Source organism: Pseudoalteromonas sp. NBT06-2, from assembly GCF_002276045.1.
In the GTDB taxonomy this organism is placed as follows: domain Bacteria; phylum Pseudomonadota; class Gammaproteobacteria; order Enterobacterales; family Alteromonadaceae; genus Pseudoalteromonas.
In genome coordinates, this window is the sequence record NZ_NQMR01000102.1 from 1 (window position 1) to 23,937 (window position 23,937).

Genomic DNA, 23,937 nt, shown 5'->3' on the forward strand with positions numbered 1-23,937 from the left:
TATAAAATTCTTGGGAGTGGAGATTTTTATAAATTACACAGGGATTCAAGAAAAGAAACTTAAAACATTAAAAGTGAAAGTAAGGCAACTCACTAAGCGTAATGGAGGAGTGAATTTAGCGACAGTGCTAAAGCAATTGAATCCAGTACTTAGAGGGTTTGTAAACTACTTCAAAATAGCCAATATTAGGAGTAAACTGAAAAGCCTTGGGGCCTGGATAATACGTAGACTGCGAGCGGTACAAATGAGGTTGTGGAAGAAGGCGAACAGATTACATCGTCGTCTTAAACAACTCAAGTACAAACCGCCATTCAAGTCCATAAAAATTAACTCATGGCGCAAGTCCGTTAGCAAGCTATGCAATGTCAAATCAGTGGTTTAAAAGTATAGGTTTATATTCAATAGACGAAGTGAAAATGGGTGTTCTTGCTTTTTTTTATTAATAAATAGTAAATTACAGGAGCCGTATACGAGGTCCGTACGTACGGTTCTATGAGAGGCATAAGCCTCACTCCACTCGATTTCGAAGCACTTCAAATTTGGCTAGTAAATTGACACATGAGATAGTTTTTACGATAAAAATTTCATATGTTGTAAAAAATAATTAAAAAAATTTGAAACTTGGCATTTAACAAGACTTTAGTGTTTGACTGCTAAACATTATGGTATATACTGCGTGCAGCTTGAAAGTTCGTTTTAGATTATGCAACACCATTTCGATGTATGTTTTACAACTTCGTCCTGTTTTACATAAGAAGTAACACTTTTAGCAAAACCGCCTTATACAAGGCTTATATTACTTTAAATAAATAGGATACTATTATGTCTACAACTACTGGTACAGTAAAATGGTTTAACGAATCTAAAGGTTTTGGTTTCATCGAGCAAGAAAATGGTCCTGACGTTTTCGCTCATTTCTCTGCAATCCAAAGCGATGGTTTTAAAACTCTTGCTGAAGGTCAACGTGTATCTTTCACAGTTACTACTGGTCAGAAAGGTCCTCAAGCTGAGAACATCCAAGCTATCTAATTATTAGCTTAAGCTAATATTAGTAACTTACTTAGTTTTAAGTTTTCTTAATGCTAAGACAAAGGGGCTACCTTCGGGTATGCCCTTTTTGTGTTTGTTGATAATTGAAATCAAAGCTTTCATTCCACTGTTTGTTATAAAATACATACGGATAGTCACCTATATACATATTGGAAAATAAATGACATTAATTGAGGTGGATAAATTAAGATATCGGGCACATTTAAACCGTGTGATTATCGTTTGCATTGTCGGATTAACAATCGGTAGCTTAGGTATTGCGCAGGGGTTAATTGCATTGTTTCCATCTGACACAGGCAGTCATTTCCATTGGAATTTGATAGGCGTCGTTATTACGAGTCTATTGATAGGAACACAACTTATCAAATACAAAACACATGAATTTATGCATGAAGTTGCTTATGTATGGGATTTAAAACAAGCATTAAATAAAATTTCACGGAAAATGCGTAAAGTAAGGCAAGGTGTGGAACGCGGTGATGTTAACGCAATGCAAGCACTTAACTTTTTTTATGCAGGCTCTCGCCAATTATGGCAATTAGACGATAACAATATTACGCAAGATGAACTTACTATCTGGCAAGCTGAACTTGATGCTAAGGCGAGTGAATATAATCTAGTATTAGATATTAATTTATACGATCAACATACTTTGTCTTCTATTAATTAGAAAAATACTGAAGCGGAACGGTTGAGTGCTTTGTTTACACGTGATTGTTAAAAATGCTCTTATAGCCTTCAAATTTGTCAGTTTAAATAAAATTCTACTTTAAGTTTGTAACTAATCCAAATTAGTCTATTACCCCTAATCGAGAAGAGGTTTAACTGAAAATCTCTTTTTTATCCTTAGCTATATTCAATTTTCATATTAAAACACTTTTAAATGAAATTGATTGTCATTATCGCTTGTCATACTTGAATTTAGTAAGGTTTATTAAAAAGTATGATCTAAATCAAGGTGCTTTTTGTTACAAAACCTAAACTGTAATTACAAGATAACTCCATCAGATAGGAGCGTTAAATGAGTGCTTTAGAGTCAATGATTTGGACCGTATTAGGTTATTTGGCAATGCCAACAATATTTATTATTGGTTTTACTGGAGTGGCTGCTGTTTCATTATTTGTTTTGAAAATGCTAGGCGCTAAATCTATCCATTCAAAAATTTAAAACAGGTAAATTAATCGTGATTAACTTATTAGAACAAGAACCTGTTCATATTGCTGGAGTGCTCGTTAAAGCATTTCCCCAAAACACCCAAATCATCGCTCAAAAGCTAAATGTATTTCCTGGTACCGAAGTGCATGAAATCAGCGATGATGGCAGTATGGTTGTGACCGTTGAAGCAACAGATAAAGAAAAGAATGTCGTCGACATTATTACTAAGTTAAGTGTAATAGAAGGGGTGCTTGATGCATCTTTGATTTTCCACCATAACGATGCTGGGCTGGTACCTCATGCAAAAAATAATGACGGTAATGTTAATTTTAAATAGTTTATATCGATTTATAAGATCGATATCACTAGTCAGGAGGAGAAGTTATGAATCAATCAAGACGTGACTTCATAAAAGCAAATGCAATTGCTGCTACTGCAGTAGCAGCTGGTGTTGCCATTCCATCATCAGCATCAAATCTAATCACTGATTCAGCTGAAAGTAAAATCAAATGGGATAAAGCACCTTGTCGTTTTTGTGGTACAGGATGCAGTGTTCTTGTTGGTAGCCAAAATGGTAAAGTGGTTGCAACTCAGGGCGATCCTGATGCAGAGGTAAATAAAGGCCTAAACTGTATCAAGGGCTATTTCCTATCTAAAATTATGTACGGTAAAGACCGCTTAACTCAGCCGTTACTGAGAATGAAAGATGGTCAATACCATAAAGAAGGCAATTTCCATCCTGTCAGTTGGGATATGGCTTTTGATGTCATGGCTGATAAATTTAAATCAGCACTTAAAGCAAAAGGCCCAACCTCGGTAGGTATGTTTGGTTCAGGTCAATGGACTGTAATGGAAGGCTATGCTGCTGTTAAATTAATGAAAGCTGGTTTTCGTTCAAATAATATAGATCCCAATGCACGTCACTGCATGGCTTCAGCTGTTGGTGGGTTTATGCGTACTTTTGGTATTGATGAACCAATGGGCTGTTATGATGATTTAGAGCAAGCAGATACTTTTGTGCTTTGGGGCTCTAATATGGCTGAAATGCACCCTATTTTATGGTCACGTTTAACTGATCGCCGTTTAGGCCACGCGCATGTCCGCGTCCATGTATTATCAACTTATAAACACCGTTCTTTTGCACTAGCAGATAACGGTATGATTTTCACACCCAATACAGATTTAGCTATTGCAAATTATATTGCAAATTACATCATTCAAAATGATGCTGTAGACTGGGATTTTGTTAAAAAGCATACTCACTTTAAACAAGTAACAACAGATATTGGTTACGGTTTACGACCTGAGCATGAGCTACAAAAAGCAGCTAAAAATGTTGACTCAGGTAAAATTAACAATCTTACTTTTGAAGAGTATAAAAACCAAGTTGCCGAATATACGCTAGAAAAAACAGTTGAAATTTCAGGCGTTCCAGCCAATAAGCTTGAAGAAATGGCAAAAATGTATGCTGATCCAAAAAAGAAAGTAATGTCATTATGGACTATGGGTATGAATCAACATACTCGTGGTGTATGGATGAACAGCCTAGTTTATAATATTCATTTATTAACAGGTAAAATTTCAAAACCGGGTAACGGTCCATTCTCTTTAACTGGTCAACCATCAGCATGTGGGACAGCTCGTGAAGTCGGAACTTTCTCTCATCGTCTACCTGCTGACATGGTTGTTAAGAAGAAAAAACATCGTGATTACGCTGAAAAAATTTGGAAGCTACCAGAAGGTACAATTCCAGCAAAACCAGGTTATCATGCTGCATTACAAAATCGTATGCTTAAAGACGGTAAGTTAAATGCTTACTGGGTTATGTGTAATAACAATGTTCAAGCAGCTGCAAACTTAAATGAAGAAACCCTTCCTGGTTATCGTAATCCGGAAAACTTTATCGTTGTATCAGATCCATACCCAACAGTGACATGTCAGGCCGGCGATCTTATTTTACCTACTGCTATGTGGGTAGAAAAAGAAGGTTGTTATGGTAATGCTGAACGTCGTACACAGCATTGGTTTCAACAAGTAAGAGCACCTGGTGAAGCTAAGTCTGATTTATGGCAATTAATAGAATTCTCTAAACGCTTCAAAATTGAAGATGTATGGGAGCAAGAGTTGCTGGCTAAGGCACCTCATCTTCGTGGTAAAACCATGTACGATGTACTTTATCGTAATGGCAATGTTGATGCTTACCCAATTGAAGAAGCTCAAGAGATTAATGATGATGCACATGATTGTGGTTTTTATATACAAAAAGGTTTATTCGAAGAATATGCTGCATTTGGACGTGGTCATGGCCATGATTTAGCACCATATGAAATGTACCACACAGCTCGAGGTCTACGTTGGCCTGTAGTGAACGGAGTTGAAACTAAATGGCGCTATAAAGAAGGTTCAGATCCTTATGTAGGAAAAGGAAAGGACTTCGAGTGTTATGGTAAACCAGATGGTAAAGCATTAATCATTTCAGCTCCTTATGAAGCACCTCCTGAAGCACCAGATTCAGAATATGATATGTGGTTATGTACAGGTCGTGTACTTGAACATTGGCATTCAGGTTCTATGACACAGCGAGTTCCTGAATTATATCGTGCTTTCCCTGATGCATTGGTATTTATGCACCCCGATGATGCTAAGAAACGTAATTTACGTCGTGGAGACGAAGTAATGGTTGAATCTCGCCGTGGTGAGATGAAAAGTCGCATAGAAACACGTGGCAGGAATAGACCGCCGGTTGGTTTAGTATTTGTTCCTTGGTTTGATGCAAGGCAGTTGATCAATAAGATCACTTTAGATGCAACGGATCCTTTGTCAAAACAAACCGATTACAAAAAATGCGCTGTTAAAGTACGTAAAGTGTAAGGGAGCATTAATATGAAAAAATTAATAACCGGTTTAGTATTATTAGGTGCTGTGGCAAATGCGGTTGCACAAAAAGATGATTCATCCATAGATACTTTTGTCAATAATGGTGGCGTTGAATCTTTACGTGGCAAGGCTGAATTAAATGAAACGCGCCAATCGGATAAAATGAAACGTGTACTAAAAGATCGTGATGTTGTTGAACGTAATTATGTACACCAACCTCCGGTGATCCCTCATCAGATCCGTGGTTATAAGGTAGATTTAAAGTCTAACAAATGCCTATCTTGTCATGGTTGGAAGTATGCAAAAAAAGTGGGTGCTACAAAAGTAAGCCCGACGCATTTTGAAACTCGTGATGGTATGACTTTATCAGATATATCACCTCGTCGTTACTTCTGTCAGCAGTGTCATGTACCTCAAGTTGATGCTAAGCCATTAGTTAAAAATGATTTTAAAGCAGTTAAATCGTTGAGCTATAAATAGCATAGGATTTAAATATGAATATGTTGAAAAAAATATGGCTAATACTTAAAACACCGACCTCGGCTGCGGTAGGTTTCGTAATTGCATTAGGTTTTTTTGGTGGCGTAATATTTTGGGGGGGATTTAATACCACTCTTGAATTGACGAATACTGAAGAGTTTTGCATTGGTTGTCATGAAATGGGTGATAATGTTTATCAAGAATACAAAGAGACAATTCATTATGCTAATCGTTCTGGTGTGCGTGCAACGTGTCCAGATTGTCATGTACCAAAAGATTGGACTCATAAAATTATTCGTAAAATCGCAGCAAGTAAAGAAGTTTGGGGTAAGATAACGGGTATTATTGATACACGAGACAAGTTTCAAGAACATCGTAAGTCTATGGCTTTACGTGAATGGAAACGCATGAAAGATAATGATTCTCGTGAATGTCGAAACTGTCATAACTTTGAATATATGGATTTCTCGGAGCAAGGTAGTCGCAGTGTGAAAATGCACTCAACGGCACTCGCTTCAGGTGAGAAAACTTGCATAGATTGTCATAAAGGAATTGCTCATGAACTACCTGATATGAAAGATGTTGAAGGTTGGCACTAGTATTGCCGCAATAAGCTAAAATCACACACAAAAAAGCCGCTTGTAGTGGCTTTTTTGTAGAAAAATTAATTAAATGGGAGGTTATAAAATTTGGCTAGGTTTAATTTCAATTGAATTTTGTGGGCATACTGAAACACACGCTCCGCAGCTGGTACAATCCGCTAAAGTAATCTCAGGAGTTGGGAGTGCAGCTTTAAATAAATCAAATTTAATCGCTTCAGGTTCACATACATCTTTACACGACATGCAATGGACTTTATTTACCGCTAAACAATTACTCGCAATTGATATTTGATTATTAAAAGCGGGTTGTAACTTATTATTTAACGCTTTAGTTTGACAGACCTCAGAGCATAAATCACAAAAAGTACATTCATCTATAGCAAAATCGATTTCAGGAAAACCACCAGCACCTTGTTTTATGATACCTGTTTCACAGACTTCAGTACATTTATGACATTGGGTACAAGCTTCCAGGAAAGCATCTTCATTACCACTATAAGGGGGTCTCAAGGGAGAATTTGCTTTAGCTTTAAAAAAAGCACGACGGCTATGATCAATTACCATGAATTTTTACCTTTAAATTATAAAGAAGGCTGTTTTAATTGTAGTTAATTATTTATGTTTAAGTTTGATGGTAATCAACATTTCACCAGATAATTTTATATTGTTATCAGTTAGATCGGTAATGTGCATTAAATGACCTAAAGCAAGCTCATTGATTACTTCCTCATCTTGTATCAGCTTAGCATTATTAGCTAAACAATAAACAAAGTAGTCATATTCAGCTTCCAATGAAACTTGGGTTAGAGTGACATTATTAATTGTTTCTATTGCATATTTATCAGTTTTAACAATCACATTAAAATCTAAAATCTCACCTTTATGTAATTCACCTGTCGTCGCACTGCCGCCATCAAAAACAGATACATCTAAAATACTTTGTAAGCTGTGAGTTTTTGATACATCGTTATGGTAATGGTGTAAATCGATACCATTTCCTGCTATTAATGTCAGGTTTCTTGTGTAACCTGAAAAATTAGAAAATAAGCCATTTTCAGCGACACTGGCAATGCTTATGCGCCAATCAAAATTATCTAATGAGCCATTTTTATTTATTGCTAATTCTGTTGTTGTGCCTTTACCATTTTTCCAAGGTACATTTTTGAATTGTTCAGGTGTTTTAATATTGATGTTCATATTCTTGGAGCCTTAGATTATTAAGCTTACAAATTAGAGTGGCATTTTCGCATATCATTTTATTGTTTTGTAGTTATCTGTTAAATTGGACTACATACTGCTAAATGGTACAATCAAGCGTGTAAGTAAAGACTTGTTGATTGTTTTGTACTTATAAATATTTTTAATGGTTGAGGTTTGGTTCTGTGGATAACATGACAAATAATAATTCAAATAAATCGCCCCATAATAAACCCGCCAAAGCAGGTGGGTTTTCTTCTTTAAAATCAACGTTAAAGCATATTATTCAAAGTCAACAGCCGCAAACAAATCTTAAGAGTTTATTAATAGCGAATACCAAAGATGGTTTTGATTGTCCTGGTTGTGCTTGGGGTGATAAACAAGAAGGTTTTTTACATTTTTGTGAAAATGGCGCTAAAGCCATAGCTTGGGAGTCTACCTCTAAAAAAGTTGATGCTAAATTTTTTACAGAACATACAGTGAGTCAATTATTAAAGCAAAGCGATTATTGGCTTGAATATCAAGGACGCTTAACACAACCTGTAAAATATAATAAACATACCGATAAATATGAAGCGGTAAGCTGGAAAAGTGCTTTTTCACTCATTGCAGAACACTTAAACGGATTATCAAGCCCAGATCAAGCTGAATTTTACACATCTGGTCGAGCGAGTAATGAAGCATCATTCTTATATCAATTATTTGGTCGTATGTATGGTACTAATAACTTTCCTGATTGTTCTAATATGTGCCATGAAGCCAGTGGTGTTGCTTTAAAAGAAACTATCGGGATCGGTAAAGGTACTGTAATATTAGAAGATTTTGATAAAGCTGATGCCATATTTGTATTTGGTCAAAACCCAGGTACTAACCATCCTAGAATGATGAATGCGTTACGCTCAGCTGCTCGTAATGGTTGTAAGATAGTAACATTCAATAATTTAAAAGAAGTGGCGTTAGAGCGATTTGCTAGCCCGCAAGATCCGATTGAACTGCTAACACCTAGTGCTACAACAATTAGTCATGCTTATTATACTCCTAGACTAGGTGGTGATATGGCGGCGATCAGAGGCATGGTTAAAGTTATCTTAACTAAAAATAAAGATAATTTAGCTAAAGGCTTACCTGAGATCATAGATTCTGATTTTATTAATCAGCACAGCGTTAATTTTGAAGATTATTCGAATATAGTCCAGAATAGTTGTTGGCAAACCATAGAACAACAATCAGGATTAACACAACAACAAATCACCAATGCAGCAGAGGTATATTTACAAGCTAAGTGTGTTATTTGTACTTGGGCTATGGGTATAACGCAACATAAGCATTCAGTGGCAACAATTCAAGAGTTGGTTAATCTACAATTATTAAAAGGTCATATAGGTAAGCCTGGTGCAGGCTTATGCCCTGTAAGAGGCCATTCTAATGTGCAAGGTAATCGCACTATGGGCATTAACGAAAAGCCACCAGCAGATTTCTTAAATAAACAAGCTCTGGTTTCACAACATGATATGCCAAAAAACTTTGGTCATAATGTGTATTACGCCTTAAATGCTTTTTTAAATAAAAAAAGTAAAGTACTTATCTGTTTGGGCGGTAATATTGCACAAGCGGCACCAGATACAGAGCAAACCCATCAAGCTTTAAATAACACTGAGCTTAATGTGCAAATTTCGACAAAATTAAATCGAAGTCATCTATTGATAGGAAAAGACGCGTTAATTTTACCTTGCTTAGGTCGTACAGAAATTGATAGGCAAGCAAGTGGTGAGCAAAAGATTACCGTTGAAGATACTTTCTCTATGGTGCATGCTTCTAAAGGTAAGGTAGAGCCACTTTCAAAGGATATTCGTTCTGAAACGAATATTGTCGCTAATATCGCAAAAACAACATTAGTTGATAGTGCTATAGATTGGCAATCCATGACAGATGATTACACTAAAATCAGAGCGTTAATATCAAATGTTGTAGATGGCTTTGATGACTTTGAAACTAAATTAAAGCAAGCTGGCGGATTTTATTTGGGCAACAGTGCAGCAGATAAGAATTGGTATACTCAATCAAAAAAGGCGCAATTCACAGCAAATGAATTACCTGAACATTTAATGCATGTGAATATAGATGAACTTACTCAAGAGAATGCTCAAAAGCATCAGAAGATCTTTACTTTGCAATCTTTACGTTCCCACGATCAGTACAATACAACGATCTACGGTATGAACGATCGATATCGGGGTGTAGAGAATGAACGAAAGGTTTTATTTATTAATGAAAAAGATGCAAAGAAACAAGGTTTAGATGATGGTGATTTAGTTGATGTCACTTCTATTTGGCATAATAACCAAACGCGAAGTGTCAGTGGTTTTAAAGTGTTTTATTACGACATTCCACGAGATAACTTAGCTGCATATTATCCTGAAACTAACCCGTTAGTACCGCTAGATAGCTATGGTGATCGATCTTTTACGCCAACATCAAAATCTATACCGGTTATTTTGACAAAAGCGGTAGATAACCGAATCATTTAATTAACCCTTTAAAGCGTTAATTATAAATTACATGCCTACCTGTACGCGCAAAACCTATTAGGTTTAAATTACATTGTTTTGCATGTGTTATTGCCTTGCTAGTGGGCGCAGAAATTGTAACTAAGTGATTTATATTAGCAGCTATGGTTTTATCGACCATTTCATAGCTTGCTCGACTTGAAGCTAAAATAAACCCACTTGAATGAGTAAGTCCATTATTATTGATAGCACCAATGAGCTTATCAAGCGAATTATGCCTACCAACATCTTCTCGAATAAGTTTAATGTGACCAGTTTGTAAATCACAAAAAGCGGCTGCGTGTACACCACCAGCATGTAAGTTTAACACTTGCTTTGCTTTAAATTGAATTAAGGCATTTTCAATGACTTTAAATTGAATAGGCTTGTATTGCGCTAAAGGAGTTCTTTGTTTATCTATTTGTTGCAATGATTCTATACCACATAAACCACAGCCGCTGTTACCTGCTAGCGTTCTGCGTTTTTGCTTTAAAAGCGCAAACTTTCTTGAACTGATTGTAATATTAAGTTCAATACCATGAGAGTTATTTTTGAGCTCTAGGTCTAATAAATCAATTGCTTGATCAATAATGTTTTCAGACAAACTAAAACCAAGGGCCAAGTCATGAAGATCACAAGGTGTCGCCATCATAACTGCATGAGAGATCCCGTTATAAACAAAAGCAATTGCTTGTTCATCTATAACAAGATCTTTTTCAAGATCAGAATTTTGTTTTAATTGTGCATCGCATATTTGTCGCGATACACAGATTAAACCCGTAGGGATTTTTTTATTCTGATATTGCTTCACTTATGACCTTTATATTTATACATTTTTTTCTAGAATTTTAGCAAACTTATCTGCACATATTTCTTCATGCACATGTTTGCCTGACTTAATTACCCAAGTACCATTTACCATAACATCTTGAACTGGATTTTTCTGACTTGCAAAAATTAAGCTATCTAATAAATTTTTGTCACTGTTAGCAAATAATTTAGTTTGACTAGCATCTAATACAAGTAAATCAGCTTGTTTGCCAATTTCTAGGCTACCTGTATTACTATTTGTACTTTGTGCGCCACCAAGTGCAGCACGTTGCCATAAATTGAGGCCAACAGAAGCTTGCTCTGAAGTTGCTAAAATCGCGCGTTGCTGTTTAATTAAACGTTGTGCATATTCAAGCCAACGTAACTCTTCTATAGGGTTAACTGAAATATGACTATCTGAGCCAATGGCAAAAGTACCTTCTTCAGCTAAAAACTCAGTAGTTGGAAAAATACCATCACCTAAATTGGCTTCAGTAGTAGGACAAATACCGGCAATGGCTCCGGTTTTTATAATACCTTTTCGTTCATTTTCGTCTATGTGCGTAGCATGAATTAAACACCAATATTCATCTAAATTAGCATTATTTAATAACCACTGAACTGGACGTTCTCCATAATGATTTAAACAATCATCAACTTCTTTTTGTTGTTCACTAATGTGAATATGAATAGGTGCTTTATTATCTAAGCTACGCACATGATTTACTGCGTTGTGTAATGAATCTTTATCAACAGCACGTAATGAGTGTGGTGCAATACCTACATTTGTATTGTTATATTCATTAGTTAAGCTAAAGCAATCAGTGACTAATTGATTAAACTGCTCTACAGAGTTGATAAAACGTTTTTGCCCATCATTTGGTTCAAGAGGGCCAAATCCGCTAAAACGATACATCACAGGTAACATAGTTAAACCTATACCAGATGTTTTTGCGGCTTTAAAAATTGACTCTGCCATAGTGGCCAGAGGTGTATAGTTTTTCCCGTCAATTTTATGGTGTAAATAATGAAATTCAGCAACGCGCGTATAACCCATTTTTAGCATTTCGATATATAATTGACTGGCAATAGCTTGTGCATCATCAGCTGATAATTGATCTAAAAACTGATACATGATTTTTCGCCATGTCCAAAAGCTATCTTGTCCTTCGCTACCTTGTTCGCTAAAACCTGCAAAAGCACGTTGGAAAGCGTGTGAATGACAGTTCACCATGCCAGGAATAACAGCACCATTAGTCATTTGGGCATCAGTATCTTGACCATCAGTAATTTCTGTAATCACACCGTTTGTAATAGTGAGTGTTTTATCATTTGCCCAACCATTATTGAGCAATACTTTATGTGCGTATAATTTCATTATTTAACTCTTTATAGATCTGCTAGGCATTTCTATTTAGGCCACCTTGTGGCATTAATAAATCGAGGGTTATTTATTAGTTGTGTCACTATTAATAAAATAGTAGAGCGATGCTAATAAAACCCTACACTTCTCAATCAGACCTAGGAAATAAATTGACCTAGGGAAGTTTTATTTGTTTTGAGCAAATTTAGCCAAAGCTTCAACTAGCGCTCTTAACTTTAGTTTTACTTCAGCTGCTTTTGTTTCGTTGTATTCATTACTTGGTTCATTCATATAAGTAATTTGTGATAACTCTAATTGTAAAGCATGAATGTTTTGCTCTGGTTTACCAAAATGACGAGTGATGAATCCGCCTTTAAAACGACCGTTAGTGACATTAGAATAAGGAGAAAAATTAAGTGCTTCAACTTGTGATATTAATGTCTTATCACAGCTTACGCCATCACTTGTACCAAAGTTAAAATCGGGCAATTGACCTTCAAAAAAACGTGGTACATGAGATAAAATTGAATGTGCTTCAAGTAATACCGCTTTACCAAACTCTTGTTTCATTTGATTTAATGTGTCTTCAATTGCTTGATGATATGGACGCCAGTAAAGTTCAACGCGACGCTTAATTTCAGCTTCATTTGGTTTCATACCCTCTAAGTATAAGGGTGATAAATCAAAAGCAGTTGTTGGACAAAGTTCGGTGGTATTTTGTCCTGGATATAAATTAACACCATTTGGATCGCGATTTAAATCGATTACAAATCGACTATATTTTGGATTAATAACATAGATACCAAGTTCTTCTGCAAAATCATAAAGTTTATCCATATACCAGTCAGTATCAGTAACATTAATACCGACCTCTGTCATAGTATGTTTTATTTCATCAGCAATGGCTTCACCATTGTGTGGCATGCTGATTAATAACGGGATTTTACCTTTAGTGAGCGTATAACTTGATGCCATTTTATAACCCTTGTTGTTTAATAAGATAACTTGTATATACAAGTTATCTTATAATCTATCATGACTAGAGAAAACAACCAAATTTATCATACCATTTAATAGGGATAATTTATGCTAAATTTCCAAGTTGCACGGGAATATAAAACGTTGATTTTATTGTTGGAAAACAATTTTAAATGCAACGCCGTCATGAGATTCCAAATTATTAGCTGATATTTTTGCATTGTGGAAATCAGCTACTAATCTTGTGATATATAAACCCAAACCTAAATGTGGTTTTTTCTGTAGAGATTGGCTTCGTACAGATACCATTGAATCAAAAATATGCTCTCCAATTTCGGGTGGTAAAAGCGGACCTTGATTAATAACCGTAATTTGGGTTAATTGACCTTCTACTAAATATTCAACTTTAATCGGTGTACTTTCGTCTGAAAACTCTACTGCATTGGCAATTAATTTATCTAATAGTTGTGCTATAAATTCTGGTACACCTTGCATGATCTTCTTCTCTTCATAAAGGCTTAATTCAAAGAGTTTATCAGGATAAGCCATTTGATACCCTTGCATACAACCTGAAATAACTTTGGTTAAATCAAATGATTCAGGTTCTGCACTTTGAATACTTTGCTCTAATCGAGTCGCTTCACTCATAGTGGTAATAATTTTATTTAATCTATGTACGCCATCGGTTGCGCGCTCAATATATTTTTGAGTTTCAGCGTCTAAATTTTGTAATTGTAGGCTTTCAAGAGAAGATCTTACAACAGCAACAGGCGTTCTTAGTTCATGAGATAAGCGTGATGACATATTTTCTAAATAATGTGTATAACCGCCTAATCGACCAACAATATTTGCAAAACTACGCGATAAATCACCAATTTCGTCTTGGGTATTTGAGCCTTTAATATCGCCTAATATTCTACCTTGTGGATCTATGGCGGCTTCAGCAGCATCCCTGAGAGTTCTAATTCTGCTTGAAATACGAGAGGCAAAAAAGAATAAAGTTAAGGTGCCAATAAGCATCACGGTTAAGATCACTGTAAATAACTTTTCTAGTGCTTTATTTCTTAACGTACGTACGCCATTTGTTGTTTCTTCTGCAATCACAGCGCCCATTACCTTATCATCAATCCAAATAGGATAAGCTGCAGATAAAATAACGGCCTTTTTATCTGGTGTGAGCCACCAACTAGATTGAGGTTCACCCGCTAAAGCCGATTCAATATGCTTGCCTTGTAATGAGGTAACATCAACTAAGGTATCTATAAACTCTGCTGGTGGTTTTGTTAAAATTTTATAATATAACGGATGTAAATATTGTTTTTCAAACTGGCGCCATTTACTTATTTTACTAGGATCTTCAATTGATTCTTGGGACCAAACACCGTCAGCATCTTGAATTTTTCCTGATTGTGCTAGCACTCGATGGTGATTATCTACTACCCAAATCCGACTACCAGAATGTCCCATGCCTCTAATTATACGTTCAATTTCAGGGGAGGGCAGTAATACAGAGCCTAATTGTGTTAAATCTTGCAGATTTGAGGTGGACATTGTTTTGATTGGCGTATTTTTGTTGTCTTTATCAACAATCGCAAATCCTAGCTTGTTTCCTATCATGTTAAGTGGCATACGAATTTCAATATTGTAGCCTGCTTGTGTTTTTAAAAAATGTCCTTGGATTTTTGAAATAGGTGTTAAAGAAGTGGCTTCATAAGCGGTGATCCAACCATCTTTTTTTGGTGCAATAATATAGTTTAAAATTTGGTTATCGGGATTCTTTAAAGCAATTTTAAGATAATCATTATTTGTAATGCTAAGGCTATTAGTACCGCGATACTGCATATTATCATCTTTCACTTTAAATACAGCGTATAGATAGTTATCGTATTTACCCACCATATGCGTAAAAGATAAATCATTTGGACTGTGATTGAGATTAATTGGGGTTAAATAACTTTTATCGTAATGCCAAAATAACGGTTGGTAGGTTTTCCAATCATGTAATTTGCCATCTAATTGTATGCGACTAGGTAAGTTATATGCGTATAAATCGCGCCCTTTTACTACTTGCTCTAAAAAGCTCGCTTGATGATCAAATAATTTTGGCCTTTCATGTAACGCAGTTGCAAGAGCACGTGTGGTACCAACTAAGGTTTTTTCTTGTCCTTGGCGTATATACTTTTCCATTTCCCATACATATTCATATCCTAACCAAGGTAATAAAGCTAAAAAACATGACAACAGAATAAACTGACTGCGTAAACCAAATCGCATTAAATTTGCTCCCAGCGATATCCCATACCATAAACTGTATCTATACAGTCAAACTCAGGATCGAGTTTTATAAACTTTTTACGAATACGTTTTACGTGTGATGTAATCGTGCTGTCATCAACATAAATTTTGGCATCATTCATTAATTCATTTCTACTTTTTACATGCCCTATGCGTTGAGTTAACGAGTGCACCATCCAAAATTCTGTGACCGTAAGATCTAACTGCGTATCCAACCAAAAAACCTGCATACGTTTATTATCAATTTTCAACTTCCCGCGAGTGATAATATTTTCTTCAAGTGCTGGAGTTTCTAAAGCTTCCATTCTACGAAATAATGCAGCAATGCGAGCAGCTAAGTGTGGTAGGCTTATATCTTTAGTTAAATAATCATCTGCGCCCATTCTTAAGCCACATACAGTGTCTATTTCACTGTCTCTGGCGGTTAAAAAAATAATAGGTAAAGTTTTAGACCGTGAATGTAAAGATTGACATAAAGCAAAACCGCCATCAATCTCATCGCCTAATCCAATATCAATAATGGCTAAATCTGGCAAAGCGTCATTAAAGGCTATTTCTGCCTCAGGGCGAGAAGCATAGCCACTGACATGATAACCTTGCTTGGTTAGCATTTCAGTATAGTTTTCTCTAATGGCTGTTTCGTCTTCAATAATGGCTATTTTTTTCATGGCGATTTCTTTTTATATTTAAATGTTTTATACCTATGCTATGGAAATGCGAGATTTCTGCAAATAGATAAGCGTGCCAAATGTGAGGCATAAGATGTGTCGTTAAGTCATTCTCAACAAATATTTTATAACTATACCCAAACCACTTCAAGATGCAGGATTCAGTTGGAAGTAGAAATACTTTAGGCTAGGCATTGATTGAAGAACATGGTTATTCCCTTTTCAAAATCAATAACGCTGCATAAAGTATTTATAAACCAACCTTACAGGGACTTCTGAGCAAATCATGCTCGTTGTTCCATCTTTTTTTAAGGGAGTAACCATTAATGCAAAGATGCGCCTAGATCATGAATTGCTCAGCAGTCCTGAACCTCACATCTTGAAGTGGCTTGGGTATATACCTAAATTACCTATTAATAAAATGTAAAAAAGCACATTGCCATTTTTTTGCCACAATTGATCTTTGGATTGCCATTTTTCATCCATTTTATCGCCAGAACTCAATGTTTTAATTAATTCATCAACCAAGCACAACCAACCAATTAAATAATTTTAAACATTGAGGTAAATAAAATGAAAAAATCAATTATCACAACAGCATTAGTATTAGCACTTTGTGCAACTTCATCTTCATCACAAGCGGCAAGCATTAAAAAAAATGCAATGCAAAAAGAAGAAGCAATAGGATTGGGCACTGGTGCATTAATAGGTGGTGTAGTTGGTGGTCCAATTGGTGCATTTATCGGTGCATTTACAGGTACTTTAATCGGTAAAATTGAAGTAAGTAAAGATGAACTTGCTCAGCAAGATAAACAAATATCATCACAAAAAACGCAATTAGTGGCGATGCAATATAAAACAAAAAATTATCAAGCATTAGTAGCTCAAACTGAGCAGCTAGAAACGCAATTAGAAGACATTGAATTTGCAAAATCACAACTTCAAAAGCAACGTATCAATAATTTAATGGCAATGACAGTTCAGTTTAGAACCGGTTCTGCAAAAATAGAATCACATTTTGCAAAGCAGTTAACTGAACTCGCTCAAGTGATGAAAACGAACCCTGATATTCAAATTGATTTAAATGGTTTTGCAGATCAAAGAGGCGAAGCGCATTTTAATTTAAAACTTTCAAAAGCGCGAGTAGCCCAAGTTCAGCAATTTTTAATAAAGCAAGGCGTCGAACATACACGTTTGAATAGTCATGCTTTTGGAGAAAGCCAAGCTGTAGCGAAAAAAACCGATTATGAAGGTGATTTCTTTGACCGTCGTGTCACGGTTAAAGCAAGAAATGCTCATTCGAACTCTCAAACAGCAAGCAATCAGTATTAATTGGCCATTTAAATTAGAGTTTAGGATTGAGGTGTATCATCGCCTCAATTTAAAGGTTCCCTTATGATGACACTTGCTAAAGCGTTAAGTTTTACAATATTGTGTAAAACCAGCCTTTTTTTACTTACCTTAATATTAACCCAATCGGCTAATGCTTCTGATTTTGAGCAGCCTAGGCTTGAGTTAAATGACTTAAACGGTAAAAAAGTTAACTCAGCTATTTTATTAAGCAGCCATGCAAATATGAAAATATCGGGTCTAATAAATCAAGTTGATGTAATTCAAACATTTAAAAATGAACACTATGAAGGAGTAAATGCCCGTTATGTATTCCCTTTACCAGATGAGTCAGCAGTTTATAAACTAGAAATGAAAATAGGCGAAAGAACAATTTTAGGTGAAATTAAAGAAAAACAAACAGCAAAAAAAATATATAAGCAGGCACAAAAACAGGGTAAAAAAGCCAGCTTAATCACACAAAAGCGAGCTAATGTTTTTGTGAGCCAGATAGCTAATATTTCTCCAGGTGAGCAAATCACAATTAAAATAAGTTACCAACAAGTATTAAGTTATAAAAATAATGAGTTTTTCTTGCGTTTTCCACTGGTTGTAGCGCCTCGGTATCAAGCTAAAACAATGCAATTTGATAGTGATTTAACCTCAGGTTGGTTATTTCAAGAAAACTTAAAGCCAATAGCTGATATTACGTCAGATAATCTGTTAAATAATGAGCCGATAAATAAAATCTCTTTAAATATCGCGTTAGATGCAGGTTTTGTTTTAGCTGATATCAAATCACCTTATCATCAAATTGATGTTGAAAATCAAGATATAGGTAAGTATAAAATTACATTGGCAGCGCATAAAACGTTAGCAAATAGAGATTTCATTTTACGTTGGCAGCCTGAGCAAGGTAATGAAATTCAAGCTGCGATTTTTACAGAGCAATTCAAAAAAGGTGATAACATTGATAAATACGCACTTGTTATGTTAATGCCGCCAGCAAGTGAGTTTCAGTCACAAAAAAAATTGCCAAGAGAGCTGATATTTGTTGTGGATACTTCAGGGTCTATGCATGGCCGTTCAATGGAACAAGCAAAGCAGGCATTGTTTTTAGCACTGGCAGATTTAAGGCCTGAAGATAGTTTTAACATTGTTGAATTTAATAGTAATGTCAGTGCTTTAAGTGAGCATGCGATCCCCGCAACGGACTTTAATCTCAGACACGCAAAAAAATATGTTTATAACTTAGATGCTGATGGTGGCACAGAAATAGCCAAAGCATTTAAGCGAGTATTACAAGGTGAAACGCAAACAAATTATTTAAGGCAAGTCATTTTTATGACTGATGGCAGTATAGGTAATGAACAGCAGGTATTTGAGCAAATTAATAATACATTAGGCACCAATCGGTTATTTACTGTTGGTATAGGTTCAGCACCTAATACTCATTTTATGCGACGCGCTGCAGATATTGGTCGGGGGAGCTTCACATTTATAGGCAGTAATACTGAGATCAGACATAAAATGCAGTTGTTATTAAAGCAGTTAAAAAACCCTGCGCTCAAAGGTCTAAGGCTTGAAGATGACAGTGCACAAACCATGGATTTTTGGCCCAGACCTATTCCAGATTTATACTTTTCAGAACCATTAATGGTTGCTGTAAAACTCAATCAAGATCAAAAGGAAATTAATGTAATTGGGCAAAGTGTCAATGGTGAGTTTAAAGTTAAACTTACCACAACAAAAATGAAGGAAGGAGATTCAATATCCAGAGTTTGGGCAAGACAAAAAATTAAATCATTATTACTATATAAAAATAGCCATGAAAAAAGGGATCAAAATACTCAACAGCAAGTATTAGATTTAGCGCTGAAGCACCATATACTGAGTCCATATACCGCTTTTATTGCGATTGATTCAGGCCCCATAAGCGAAAAAGAGATAGCTAATAAAGCAAAAGAAACGTATAAAGTTGAAGGCATGCGCCCAGCAGGCTGGACTATGGCGAGTAAAAATATTACTTTGCCACAAACAGATGGTCAAAGCAGAATTAAAATACTATTTGGTTTAATGGTAATTTTATTGTTCGGTGCTTATTTTAAATACCAAGTCCATGAAAAAAAATAAAATAAGCTTTAAAAATCTTTTATTAACAGGATTACTTTGTCTGGGAATATGGCAGTTAGGCTTGGGGGCTTATATGCAGGTAAAAGCCAAGCTTGCACAGTATTTGATTGCGCAAGCTTGGCAATCAAATGTTGAACAAGGAGGCGACAAGAGAATTAAACCTTGGTTTTATGCCGATACTTGGCCGATTGCTAAATTAGAAATACCACAACTCAATGTTGAAGAATATATCCTTTGGGATGCATCTGAACGGAATTTAGCTTTTGGTGCAGCTCATTTACTACCTACTGCAAAACTAGGAACACTTGAAAACACAGATTCGGGAAATACGAGTCTAATAGCCGGGCATAACGATACAAACTTCGCATTCTTATCTAAATTAAAGCTAGGTGATACATATAAATTAACGCTTGGGAGTGGTTTATTAATGACGTATCAGGTGAGTAATATCAGTATTATTCATCAATCCGATACTTCATTTTTACGATTAGATGCAACAGCAGCTAATCGTTTATATTTAATGACATGCTATCCGTTTAATAGCTTAACATCGGGAACAGAACAGCGTTACTTAGTTGAATCTGTTGTTATTTGAGTTTTGTCTTGATATATAATTTTATCATTACTTATCGCTTTATGTTTTTGACTGACTATCAAACCGATAAATATTATGATAACGCTCAGCCATTGTTCAAAACTCAAAAACTCCCCCAAAAGAATTGCTGATAACATAAGGGTAAATACAGGAATCAAATTTGAAAATGCGGCAGCTGTCAGTACGGATACTTTTGATATGGCGTAGTTATACATACCGTAGGCACCAAAGGTGACAAAGGTGCCTAAGTAAATAATACTAAAAACTACTTTTTCGTTGTACTGATTTGGTAAATCAATAAAAAATAAAAAAGGCGTAAAAAATAACGTACCTGTGAGTCCTTGTAAAGCAATTAGAGATAGTGGCGAATATCGAGTTGATAAGTGTTTAACACTCACTGCATAATAAGCAGCACATAGTATTGCGACAAATTCTAATGCATTGCCTAATACAGGATTGGGTGCGTGCTCTGATTCAGGTGAAAATAATGTTAAAGCGATACCGCCTAAAATGCAAAAACCAAAGCCAGTCATAATCGTTTTTGAAATTCAACAAGTGAAGAGATTATAGTAAAAGTAAGTTCCAATAAAATTCATATTGGTGAAATTAATTCTCATGAAGTGAGTTATTAAGTCGCTAACTTTAGAGGTATTTCAAATGAATTGACGAGTATATATCCAAGCCACTTGATAAACTCCCGCTGAAATCATGCATTTCCAAGTAGCTTGGGTATAATCAGAAAAAAAATAACCTTGACAGTTTAAAATTACTCTTTATTTAAAGAGGAACTTTGCAATTTATTATAATATGGTTAAAATGCGCGCTTAATTTTGCTTTAGGAGTGTTTAAATGAAGTTAGTTCGTTGGGTTTTAGGTCGTATTATTTTATTATTAGATTTTATCTTCACACCGAAAAGTATTAAGCGTACTCCTCAAGAGCAAGAAGTGATTAATCAAAAAACAAAAGACCTTTCTTTGTATCAATATAAAGCATGCCCGTTTTGCGTAAAAGTACGCCGTTCAATGAAACGTAATGCTTTAAACATTGAAACAATAGATGCAAAAAAAGATGAATTACATCGCCAAACTTTATTAGAGGAAGGTGGTCGCGTAAAAGTACCATGCTTACGTATCGTAAATGGTAATGACGTAACTTGGCTTTACGAATCAAATGATATTATTAGCTTCTTAGAAAAAGAAGTTGCCTAGTGATTCAGTGGGCTTGATAACCCACTATTATCTTTTATTAACACTTTTTAATCTGCTCGTTATCACTTAGTTAGACTTCCTTTCTAATTTTAAAACAAACCACTCTTTTAAATTTAAATATTCCTTTATCTGACTTTCTCCTATATAAAATACTTATAGTTGTATTTATATATAGTTGAGGAATTAGTGTCTGAAATATTAGAGGTATTAGATTTAAAACGATATTTTTCAAAAAATAAAGCCGTTGATGGAGTGAGTTTTAAAGTTAAAAAAGGTATTTGTTTTGGCCTATTAGGGCCTAATGGTGCAGGAAAAACAACAATAATAGAAATGTTAGAAGGCATTGTAAAGCCCACTTCAGGGGAAATTTTATATCAAGGTAAACCGATAGATAAAAATATATATCATGAGCTTGGTATTCAATTTCAACATACGGCATTACAAGACCATCTTACAGTTATTGAAACCTTAAAAATGTTTTCGGCATTTTATGAAAAAACACTGCCCATAAAAAATTTAATCTCATTATGTCAGTTAGATGAGTTTATTAATCAAGATCATAGAAAGCTCTCAGGAGGGCAAAAACAACGGTTATTATTAGCATTAGCTTTGATCAATGATCCTCAGCTCGTATTTCTTGATGAACCTACTACAGGATTAGATCCCCATAGTCGTAGGTTATTTTGGGATTTAGTGAATAAAATTAAAGATCAAGGAAAAACGATATTACTTACAACACATTATATGGATGAAGCAGAATATTTATGTGATGAAATAGCCATTATGGATAAAGGTAAAATCATCGCATTAGATACACCTGAATCATTGTTACAGCAGCATTTTAGTGGTGCTTTAATTAAATTACCTAAACAAAATATTGATGCACATAACAGTATTGTATTACAAAACTTTAATGTGCAGTTTGTACAACAAAGTGCTCAAATCCAAAGCTTAGATATTCAGACCAGTTTACTGGCATTAATTAATCAAGGTATCTCTCTTGATGGGTTACAGGTTAAATCGGCGAACTTAGATGACTTATTTTTAAAGTTAACAGGTCATGGCTTAGAAGGAGTTAACAATGTTTAAGCGATTTTTGGCAGTGCTAATAGCAAGAAATTATGAGTTTTTTCGTGATCGCGCAGCACTTGCTTGGAATTTGATTTTCCCTATTTTATTGGTTGTTGGCTTTGCTTTTATATTTTCAGGTGATCGTAAAGCGCTGTATAAAATTGGCGTATTGACAGATATAATTGAAACTTCAAATAATCATAAGGTAATGACATTAAAGCATATAGAGTTTGTATCTTATGATGAGAAATCATTTGCCATGAATAAGCTCAGACAACATAAAATTGACTTGTTAGTTGATTTCGAACAGAAAACTTATTGGGTAAATCAATCTTCAAGTTCAGGTTATATAACTGAAAAGTTATTGTTAGCGTCTAGCCCTAATTACCAAAGAAAGGCTATCGAAGGCAAAGAAATTAGATATCTAGATTGGGTCGTTCCTGGAATTTTAGGAATGAATATGATGTTTTCTTGTTTGTTTGGAGTGGGTTATGTGATTGTTCGCTACCGTAAAAATTCAGTTTTGAAAAGGTTACATGCAACTCCGCTTAGACCTATTGAATTTTTAACCGCACAGGTCTGTTCTAGACTATTGATTGTTATGTCATTAAGTTCAGGCATATTTATTGGGTGTAACTTGATTTTTGATTTTTATATTTTGGGTAGCTTAATAGATTTATTTATTATCGCTTTATTAGGTACTGTGAGCCTAATCTCTTTAGGACTGTTAATAGCAGCGCGCTCAGAATCTGAAGAGTTCACTGGAGGTATGTTAAATGTCGCCTCATGGCCTATGATGATGTTATCTGGAGTGTGGTTTTCATTAGAGGGTAGTCCTGAGTTTATTCAAACTTTGTCACAATTAATTCCTCTTACGCATATGTTAGAGGCTGCAAGATCTATCATGTTAGATGGTGCATCTTTATGGCAAGTTAAAAGCCACATAATTGCTTTACTGATAATGACAGGTGTTTTTCTAATTAGCGGGTCTTTATTATTTAGATGGCAGGGTCAAGCGAGATAAAAGATTCATGTCGCAGAATAAAATAAACGACCTATTTACGGGAGTTTGGGTAGAAAACGATTACGGCGTTATGATTTATCAATAGGGAATTATCTATAAATTACAAATCATGCCTTGTACTCGTATCCTACCCAAGTTCTGAAGCCTGTATTGCCAAGTAGCAAGGGCATAAGAGCGCCTAATGAGTGTTATCCTCATACTTTTAATCGTATAAGCCAGTATATACCCATGATACCTCAAAATGCGTGATTTCAGCGAGAATTAAACAGGATTTAGGTAAGGCATTAATTGAAGATAATGGTTGTTCCCTTATCAAAATTAATAACGCAGCATAAATCCTGCTTAAACTTGCCAAGGCTGAGCTTCTGAGTAAACTCACTTCATCGTTGTGTTGGTTTGAAAAGTGCCTATATTCTTGCATCAACAGGCCTTAAATTGAGCTCGCTCAGATAGCTTTGAAACATGTATTTTGAAGTAACATGGGTATAGCGCTATTTGAGGCATAACTCCAGTAGCATTAAGTTGTATTAAATCATATTTACGAGCATCAGCTT

General features: G+C 35.2%; 23 protein-coding genes and 1 pseudogene. 16 read left to right on the forward strand and 8 right to left on the reverse strand.

Going from position 1 to position 23,937, the window contains the following annotated elements:
* From CJF42_RS17725 to CJF42_RS17760, 8 genes are all read left to right on the forward strand, one after another.
* Positions 1–382: group II intron maturase-specific domain-containing protein (locus CJF42_RS17725; RefSeq protein WP_286203507.1), on the forward strand; the 382-nt coding region annotated here is incomplete at its 5' end.
* 440 nt (positions 383–822) lie between these two features.
* Positions 823–1,029 (forward strand): cold-shock protein, encoded by a 207-nt coding sequence (locus CJF42_RS17730; protein WP_042147503.1) that lies wholly within the window; start codon positions 823–825, stop codon positions 1,027–1,029.
* A 181-nt stretch (positions 1,030–1,210) separates the two neighbouring features.
* On the forward strand, positions 1,211–1,720 hold the full coding sequence (locus CJF42_RS17735) for a DUF3087 domain-containing protein (protein ID WP_095367954.1): 510 nt from the start codon (positions 1,211–1,213) through the stop codon (positions 1,718–1,720).
* A gap of 351 nt (positions 1,721–2,071) precedes the next feature.
* On the forward strand, positions 2,072–2,218 hold the full coding sequence (locus tag CJF42_RS17740) for a TIGR02808 family protein (protein WP_095367955.1): 147 nt from the start codon (positions 2,072–2,074) through the stop codon (positions 2,216–2,218).
* A 16-nt stretch (positions 2,219–2,234) separates the two neighbouring features.
* The gene (locus CJF42_RS17745) at positions 2,235–2,543 is read left to right on the forward strand and encodes a chaperone NapD (RefSeq protein WP_170940648.1); all 309 of its coding nucleotides are present in this window, start codon (positions 2,235–2,237) and stop codon (positions 2,541–2,543) included.
* 47 nt (positions 2,544–2,590) lie between these two features.
* On the forward strand, positions 2,591–5,077 hold the full coding sequence (napA, locus tag CJF42_RS17750) for a periplasmic nitrate reductase subunit alpha (protein WP_095367957.1): 2,487 nt from the start codon (positions 2,591–2,593) through the stop codon (positions 5,075–5,077).
* Positions 5,078–5,089: 12 nt separating this feature from the next.
* A complete protein-coding gene (locus tag CJF42_RS17755) occupies positions 5,090–5,563 on the forward strand; it encodes a nitrate reductase cytochrome c-type subunit (RefSeq protein ID WP_095367958.1) in 474 nt (157 codons plus the stop codon).
* A 14-nt stretch (positions 5,564–5,577) separates the two neighbouring features.
* On the forward strand, positions 5,578–6,162 hold the full coding sequence (locus CJF42_RS17760) for a NapC/NirT family cytochrome c (RefSeq protein WP_095367959.1): 585 nt from the start codon (positions 5,578–5,580) through the stop codon (positions 6,160–6,162).
* A gap of 81 nt (positions 6,163–6,243) precedes the next feature.
* Here the strand turns inward: CJF42_RS17760 and napF are convergent, their stop codons facing one another.
* Together napF and CJF42_RS17770 are read right to left on the reverse strand one after the other, a co-directional pair.
* Entirely contained in the window at positions 6,244–6,729 is a 486-nt protein-coding gene (gene napF, locus CJF42_RS17765) for a ferredoxin-type protein NapF (RefSeq protein WP_095367960.1), read from the reverse strand.
* 48 nt (positions 6,730–6,777) lie between these two features.
* Positions 6,778–7,362, reverse strand: a complete 585-nt coding sequence (locus CJF42_RS17770; protein WP_095367961.1) for a HutD/Ves family protein — start codon at positions 7,360–7,362, stop codon at positions 6,778–6,780.
* A 194-nt stretch (positions 7,363–7,556) separates the two neighbouring features.
* Here CJF42_RS17770 and CJF42_RS17775 point away from each other — a divergent pair, with 194 nt between their 5' ends.
* Positions 7,557–9,890 (forward strand): FdhF/YdeP family oxidoreductase, encoded by a 2,334-nt coding sequence (locus tag CJF42_RS17775; RefSeq protein ID WP_095367975.1) that lies wholly within the window; start codon positions 7,557–7,559, stop codon positions 9,888–9,890.
* 16 nt (positions 9,891–9,906) lie between these two features.
* On the opposite strand, the gene fdhD is transcribed toward CJF42_RS17775, so the two are convergent.
* The 5 genes from fdhD to pdsR form a co-directional block, all read right to left on the reverse strand.
* Entirely contained in the window at positions 9,907–10,719 is an 813-nt protein-coding gene (gene fdhD / locus CJF42_RS17780) for a formate dehydrogenase accessory sulfurtransferase FdhD (RefSeq protein WP_095367962.1), read from the reverse strand.
* A gap of 15 nt (positions 10,720–10,734) precedes the next feature.
* A complete protein-coding gene (locus tag CJF42_RS17785) occupies positions 10,735–12,096 on the reverse strand; it encodes a formimidoylglutamate deiminase (RefSeq protein ID WP_095367963.1) in 1,362 nt (453 codons plus the stop codon).
* 171 nt (positions 12,097–12,267) lie between these two features.
* On the reverse strand, positions 12,268–13,056 hold the full coding sequence (gene hutG, locus CJF42_RS17790; protein WP_095367964.1) for an N-formylglutamate deformylase: 789 nt from the start codon (positions 13,054–13,056) through the stop codon (positions 12,268–12,270).
* Positions 13,057–13,209: 153 nt separating this feature from the next.
* Complete coding sequence (pdsS, locus tag CJF42_RS17795) at positions 13,210–15,333, reverse strand: proteobacterial dedicated sortase system histidine kinase (protein WP_095367965.1); 2,124 nt, start codon at positions 15,331–15,333, stop codon at positions 13,210–13,212.
* A complete protein-coding gene (gene pdsR, locus CJF42_RS17800; RefSeq protein WP_095367966.1) occupies positions 15,333–16,022 on the reverse strand; it encodes a proteobacterial dedicated sortase system response regulator in 690 nt (229 codons plus the stop codon). Before pdsR ends, pdsS begins: the two co-directional genes overlap by 1 nt.
* Before the next feature lie 286 nt (positions 16,023–16,308).
* Between pdsR and CJF42_RS27605 the strand changes: the two genes are divergently transcribed.
* The 4 genes from CJF42_RS27605 to CJF42_RS17815 all read left to right on the forward strand — a co-directional run bounded on the left by CJF42_RS27605 (position 16,309) and on the right by CJF42_RS17815 (position 20,079).
* Positions 16,309–16,449 (forward strand): hypothetical protein, encoded by a 141-nt coding sequence (locus tag CJF42_RS27605; RefSeq protein ID WP_170940649.1) that lies wholly within the window; start codon positions 16,309–16,311, stop codon positions 16,447–16,449.
* A gap of 146 nt (positions 16,450–16,595) precedes the next feature.
* Entirely contained in the window at positions 16,596–17,354 is a 759-nt protein-coding gene (gene pdsO, locus CJF42_RS17805; protein ID WP_095367967.1) for a sortase-associated OmpA-like protein PdsO, read from the forward strand.
* 63 nt (positions 17,355–17,417) lie between these two features.
* Positions 17,418–19,484, forward strand: a complete 2,067-nt coding sequence (locus tag CJF42_RS17810) for a marine proteobacterial sortase target protein (RefSeq protein ID WP_252097652.1) — start codon at positions 17,418–17,420, stop codon at positions 19,482–19,484.
* Positions 19,485–19,557: 73 nt separating this feature from the next.
* Positions 19,558–20,079 carry a class GN sortase gene (locus tag CJF42_RS17815; protein ID WP_252097653.1) on the forward strand — a complete coding sequence of 174 codons (522 nt, stop codon included), beginning with the start codon at positions 19,558–19,560 and terminating at the stop codon, positions 20,077–20,079.
* On the opposite strand, the pseudogene CJF42_RS17820 reads toward CJF42_RS17815, so the two are convergent.
* A pseudogene (locus tag CJF42_RS17820) lies at positions 20,052–20,627 on the reverse strand (DMT family transporter); the annotation flags it as partial. The gene CJF42_RS17815 and the pseudogene CJF42_RS17820 sit on opposite strands and share 28 nt — an antisense overlap.
* A gap of 301 nt (positions 20,628–20,928) precedes the next feature.
* On the opposite strand from CJF42_RS17820, the gene CJF42_RS17825 reads away from it, so the two are divergent.
* The 3 genes from CJF42_RS17825 to CJF42_RS17835 all read left to right on the forward strand — a co-directional run bounded on the left by CJF42_RS17825 (position 20,929) and on the right by CJF42_RS17835 (position 23,383).
* Positions 20,929–21,288: a glutaredoxin family protein gene (locus CJF42_RS17825; RefSeq protein WP_095367971.1), complete on the forward strand. Its 360-nt coding sequence runs from the start codon at positions 20,929–20,931 to the stop codon at positions 21,286–21,288.
* A 186-nt stretch (positions 21,289–21,474) separates the two neighbouring features.
* Positions 21,475–22,377, forward strand: a complete 903-nt coding sequence (locus CJF42_RS17830; RefSeq protein WP_095367972.1) for an ABC transporter ATP-binding protein — start codon at positions 21,475–21,477, stop codon at positions 22,375–22,377.
* A complete protein-coding gene (locus CJF42_RS17835; protein WP_095367973.1) occupies positions 22,370–23,383 on the forward strand; it encodes an ABC transporter permease in 1,014 nt (337 codons plus the stop codon). The genes CJF42_RS17830 and CJF42_RS17835 overlap by 8 nt, the downstream gene beginning before the upstream one ends.
* Positions 23,384–23,937: the final 554 nt, after the last annotated feature.

Excerpts from the sequence above, each read along its gene's own strand:
- CJF42_RS17730 (WP_042147503.1), top strand. The coding sequence starts at position 823 with ATGTCTACAACTACTGGTACAGTAAAATGGTTTAACGAATCTAAAGGT.
- CJF42_RS17735 (WP_095367954.1), top strand. The coding sequence starts at position 1,211 with ATGACATTAATTGAGGTGGATAAATTAAGATATCGGGCACATTTAAAC.
- CJF42_RS17740 (WP_095367955.1), top strand. The coding sequence starts at position 2,072 with ATGAGTGCTTTAGAGTCAATGATTTGGACCGTATTAGGTTATTTGGCA.
- napA (WP_095367957.1), top strand. The coding sequence starts at position 2,591 with ATGAATCAATCAAGACGTGACTTCATAAAAGCAAATGCAATTGCTGCT.
- CJF42_RS17755 (WP_095367958.1), top strand. The coding sequence starts at position 5,090 with ATGAAAAAATTAATAACCGGTTTAGTATTATTAGGTGCTGTGGCAAAT.
- CJF42_RS17760 (WP_095367959.1), top strand. The coding sequence starts at position 5,578 with ATGAATATGTTGAAAAAAATATGGCTAATACTTAAAACACCGACCTCG.
- napF (WP_095367960.1), bottom strand. The coding sequence starts at position 6,729 with ATGGTAATTGATCATAGCCGTCGTGCTTTTTTTAAAGCTAAAGCAAAT.
- CJF42_RS17770 (WP_095367961.1), bottom strand. The coding sequence starts at position 7,362 with ATGAACATCAATATTAAAACACCTGAACAATTCAAAAATGTACCTTGG.
- CJF42_RS17775 (WP_095367975.1), top strand. The coding sequence starts at position 7,557 with ATGACAAATAATAATTCAAATAAATCGCCCCATAATAAACCCGCCAAA.
- CJF42_RS17785 (WP_095367963.1), bottom strand. The coding sequence starts at position 12,096 with ATGAAATTATACGCACATAAAGTATTGCTCAATAATGGTTGGGCAAAT.
- hutG (WP_095367964.1), bottom strand. The coding sequence starts at position 13,056 with ATGGCATCAAGTTATACGCTCACTAAAGGTAAAATCCCGTTATTAATC.
- pdsS (WP_095367965.1), bottom strand. The coding sequence starts at position 15,333 with ATGCGATTTGGTTTACGCAGTCAGTTTATTCTGTTGTCATGTTTTTTA.
- pdsR (WP_095367966.1), bottom strand. The coding sequence starts at position 16,022 with ATGAAAAAAATAGCCATTATTGAAGACGAAACAGCCATTAGAGAAAAC.
- CJF42_RS27605 (WP_170940649.1), top strand. The coding sequence starts at position 16,309 with ATGCTCGTTGTTCCATCTTTTTTTAAGGGAGTAACCATTAATGCAAAG.
- pdsO (WP_095367967.1), top strand. The coding sequence starts at position 16,596 with ATGAAAAAATCAATTATCACAACAGCATTAGTATTAGCACTTTGTGCA.
- CJF42_RS17810 (WP_252097652.1), top strand. The coding sequence starts at position 17,418 with ATGATGACACTTGCTAAAGCGTTAAGTTTTACAATATTGTGTAAAACC.
- CJF42_RS17815 (WP_252097653.1), top strand. The coding sequence starts at position 19,558 with ATGCAGGTAAAAGCCAAGCTTGCACAGTATTTGATTGCGCAAGCTTGG.
- CJF42_RS17825 (WP_095367971.1), top strand. The coding sequence starts at position 20,929 with ATGAAGTTAGTTCGTTGGGTTTTAGGTCGTATTATTTTATTATTAGAT.
- CJF42_RS17835 (WP_095367973.1), top strand. The coding sequence starts at position 22,370 with ATGTTTAAGCGATTTTTGGCAGTGCTAATAGCAAGAAATTATGAGTTT.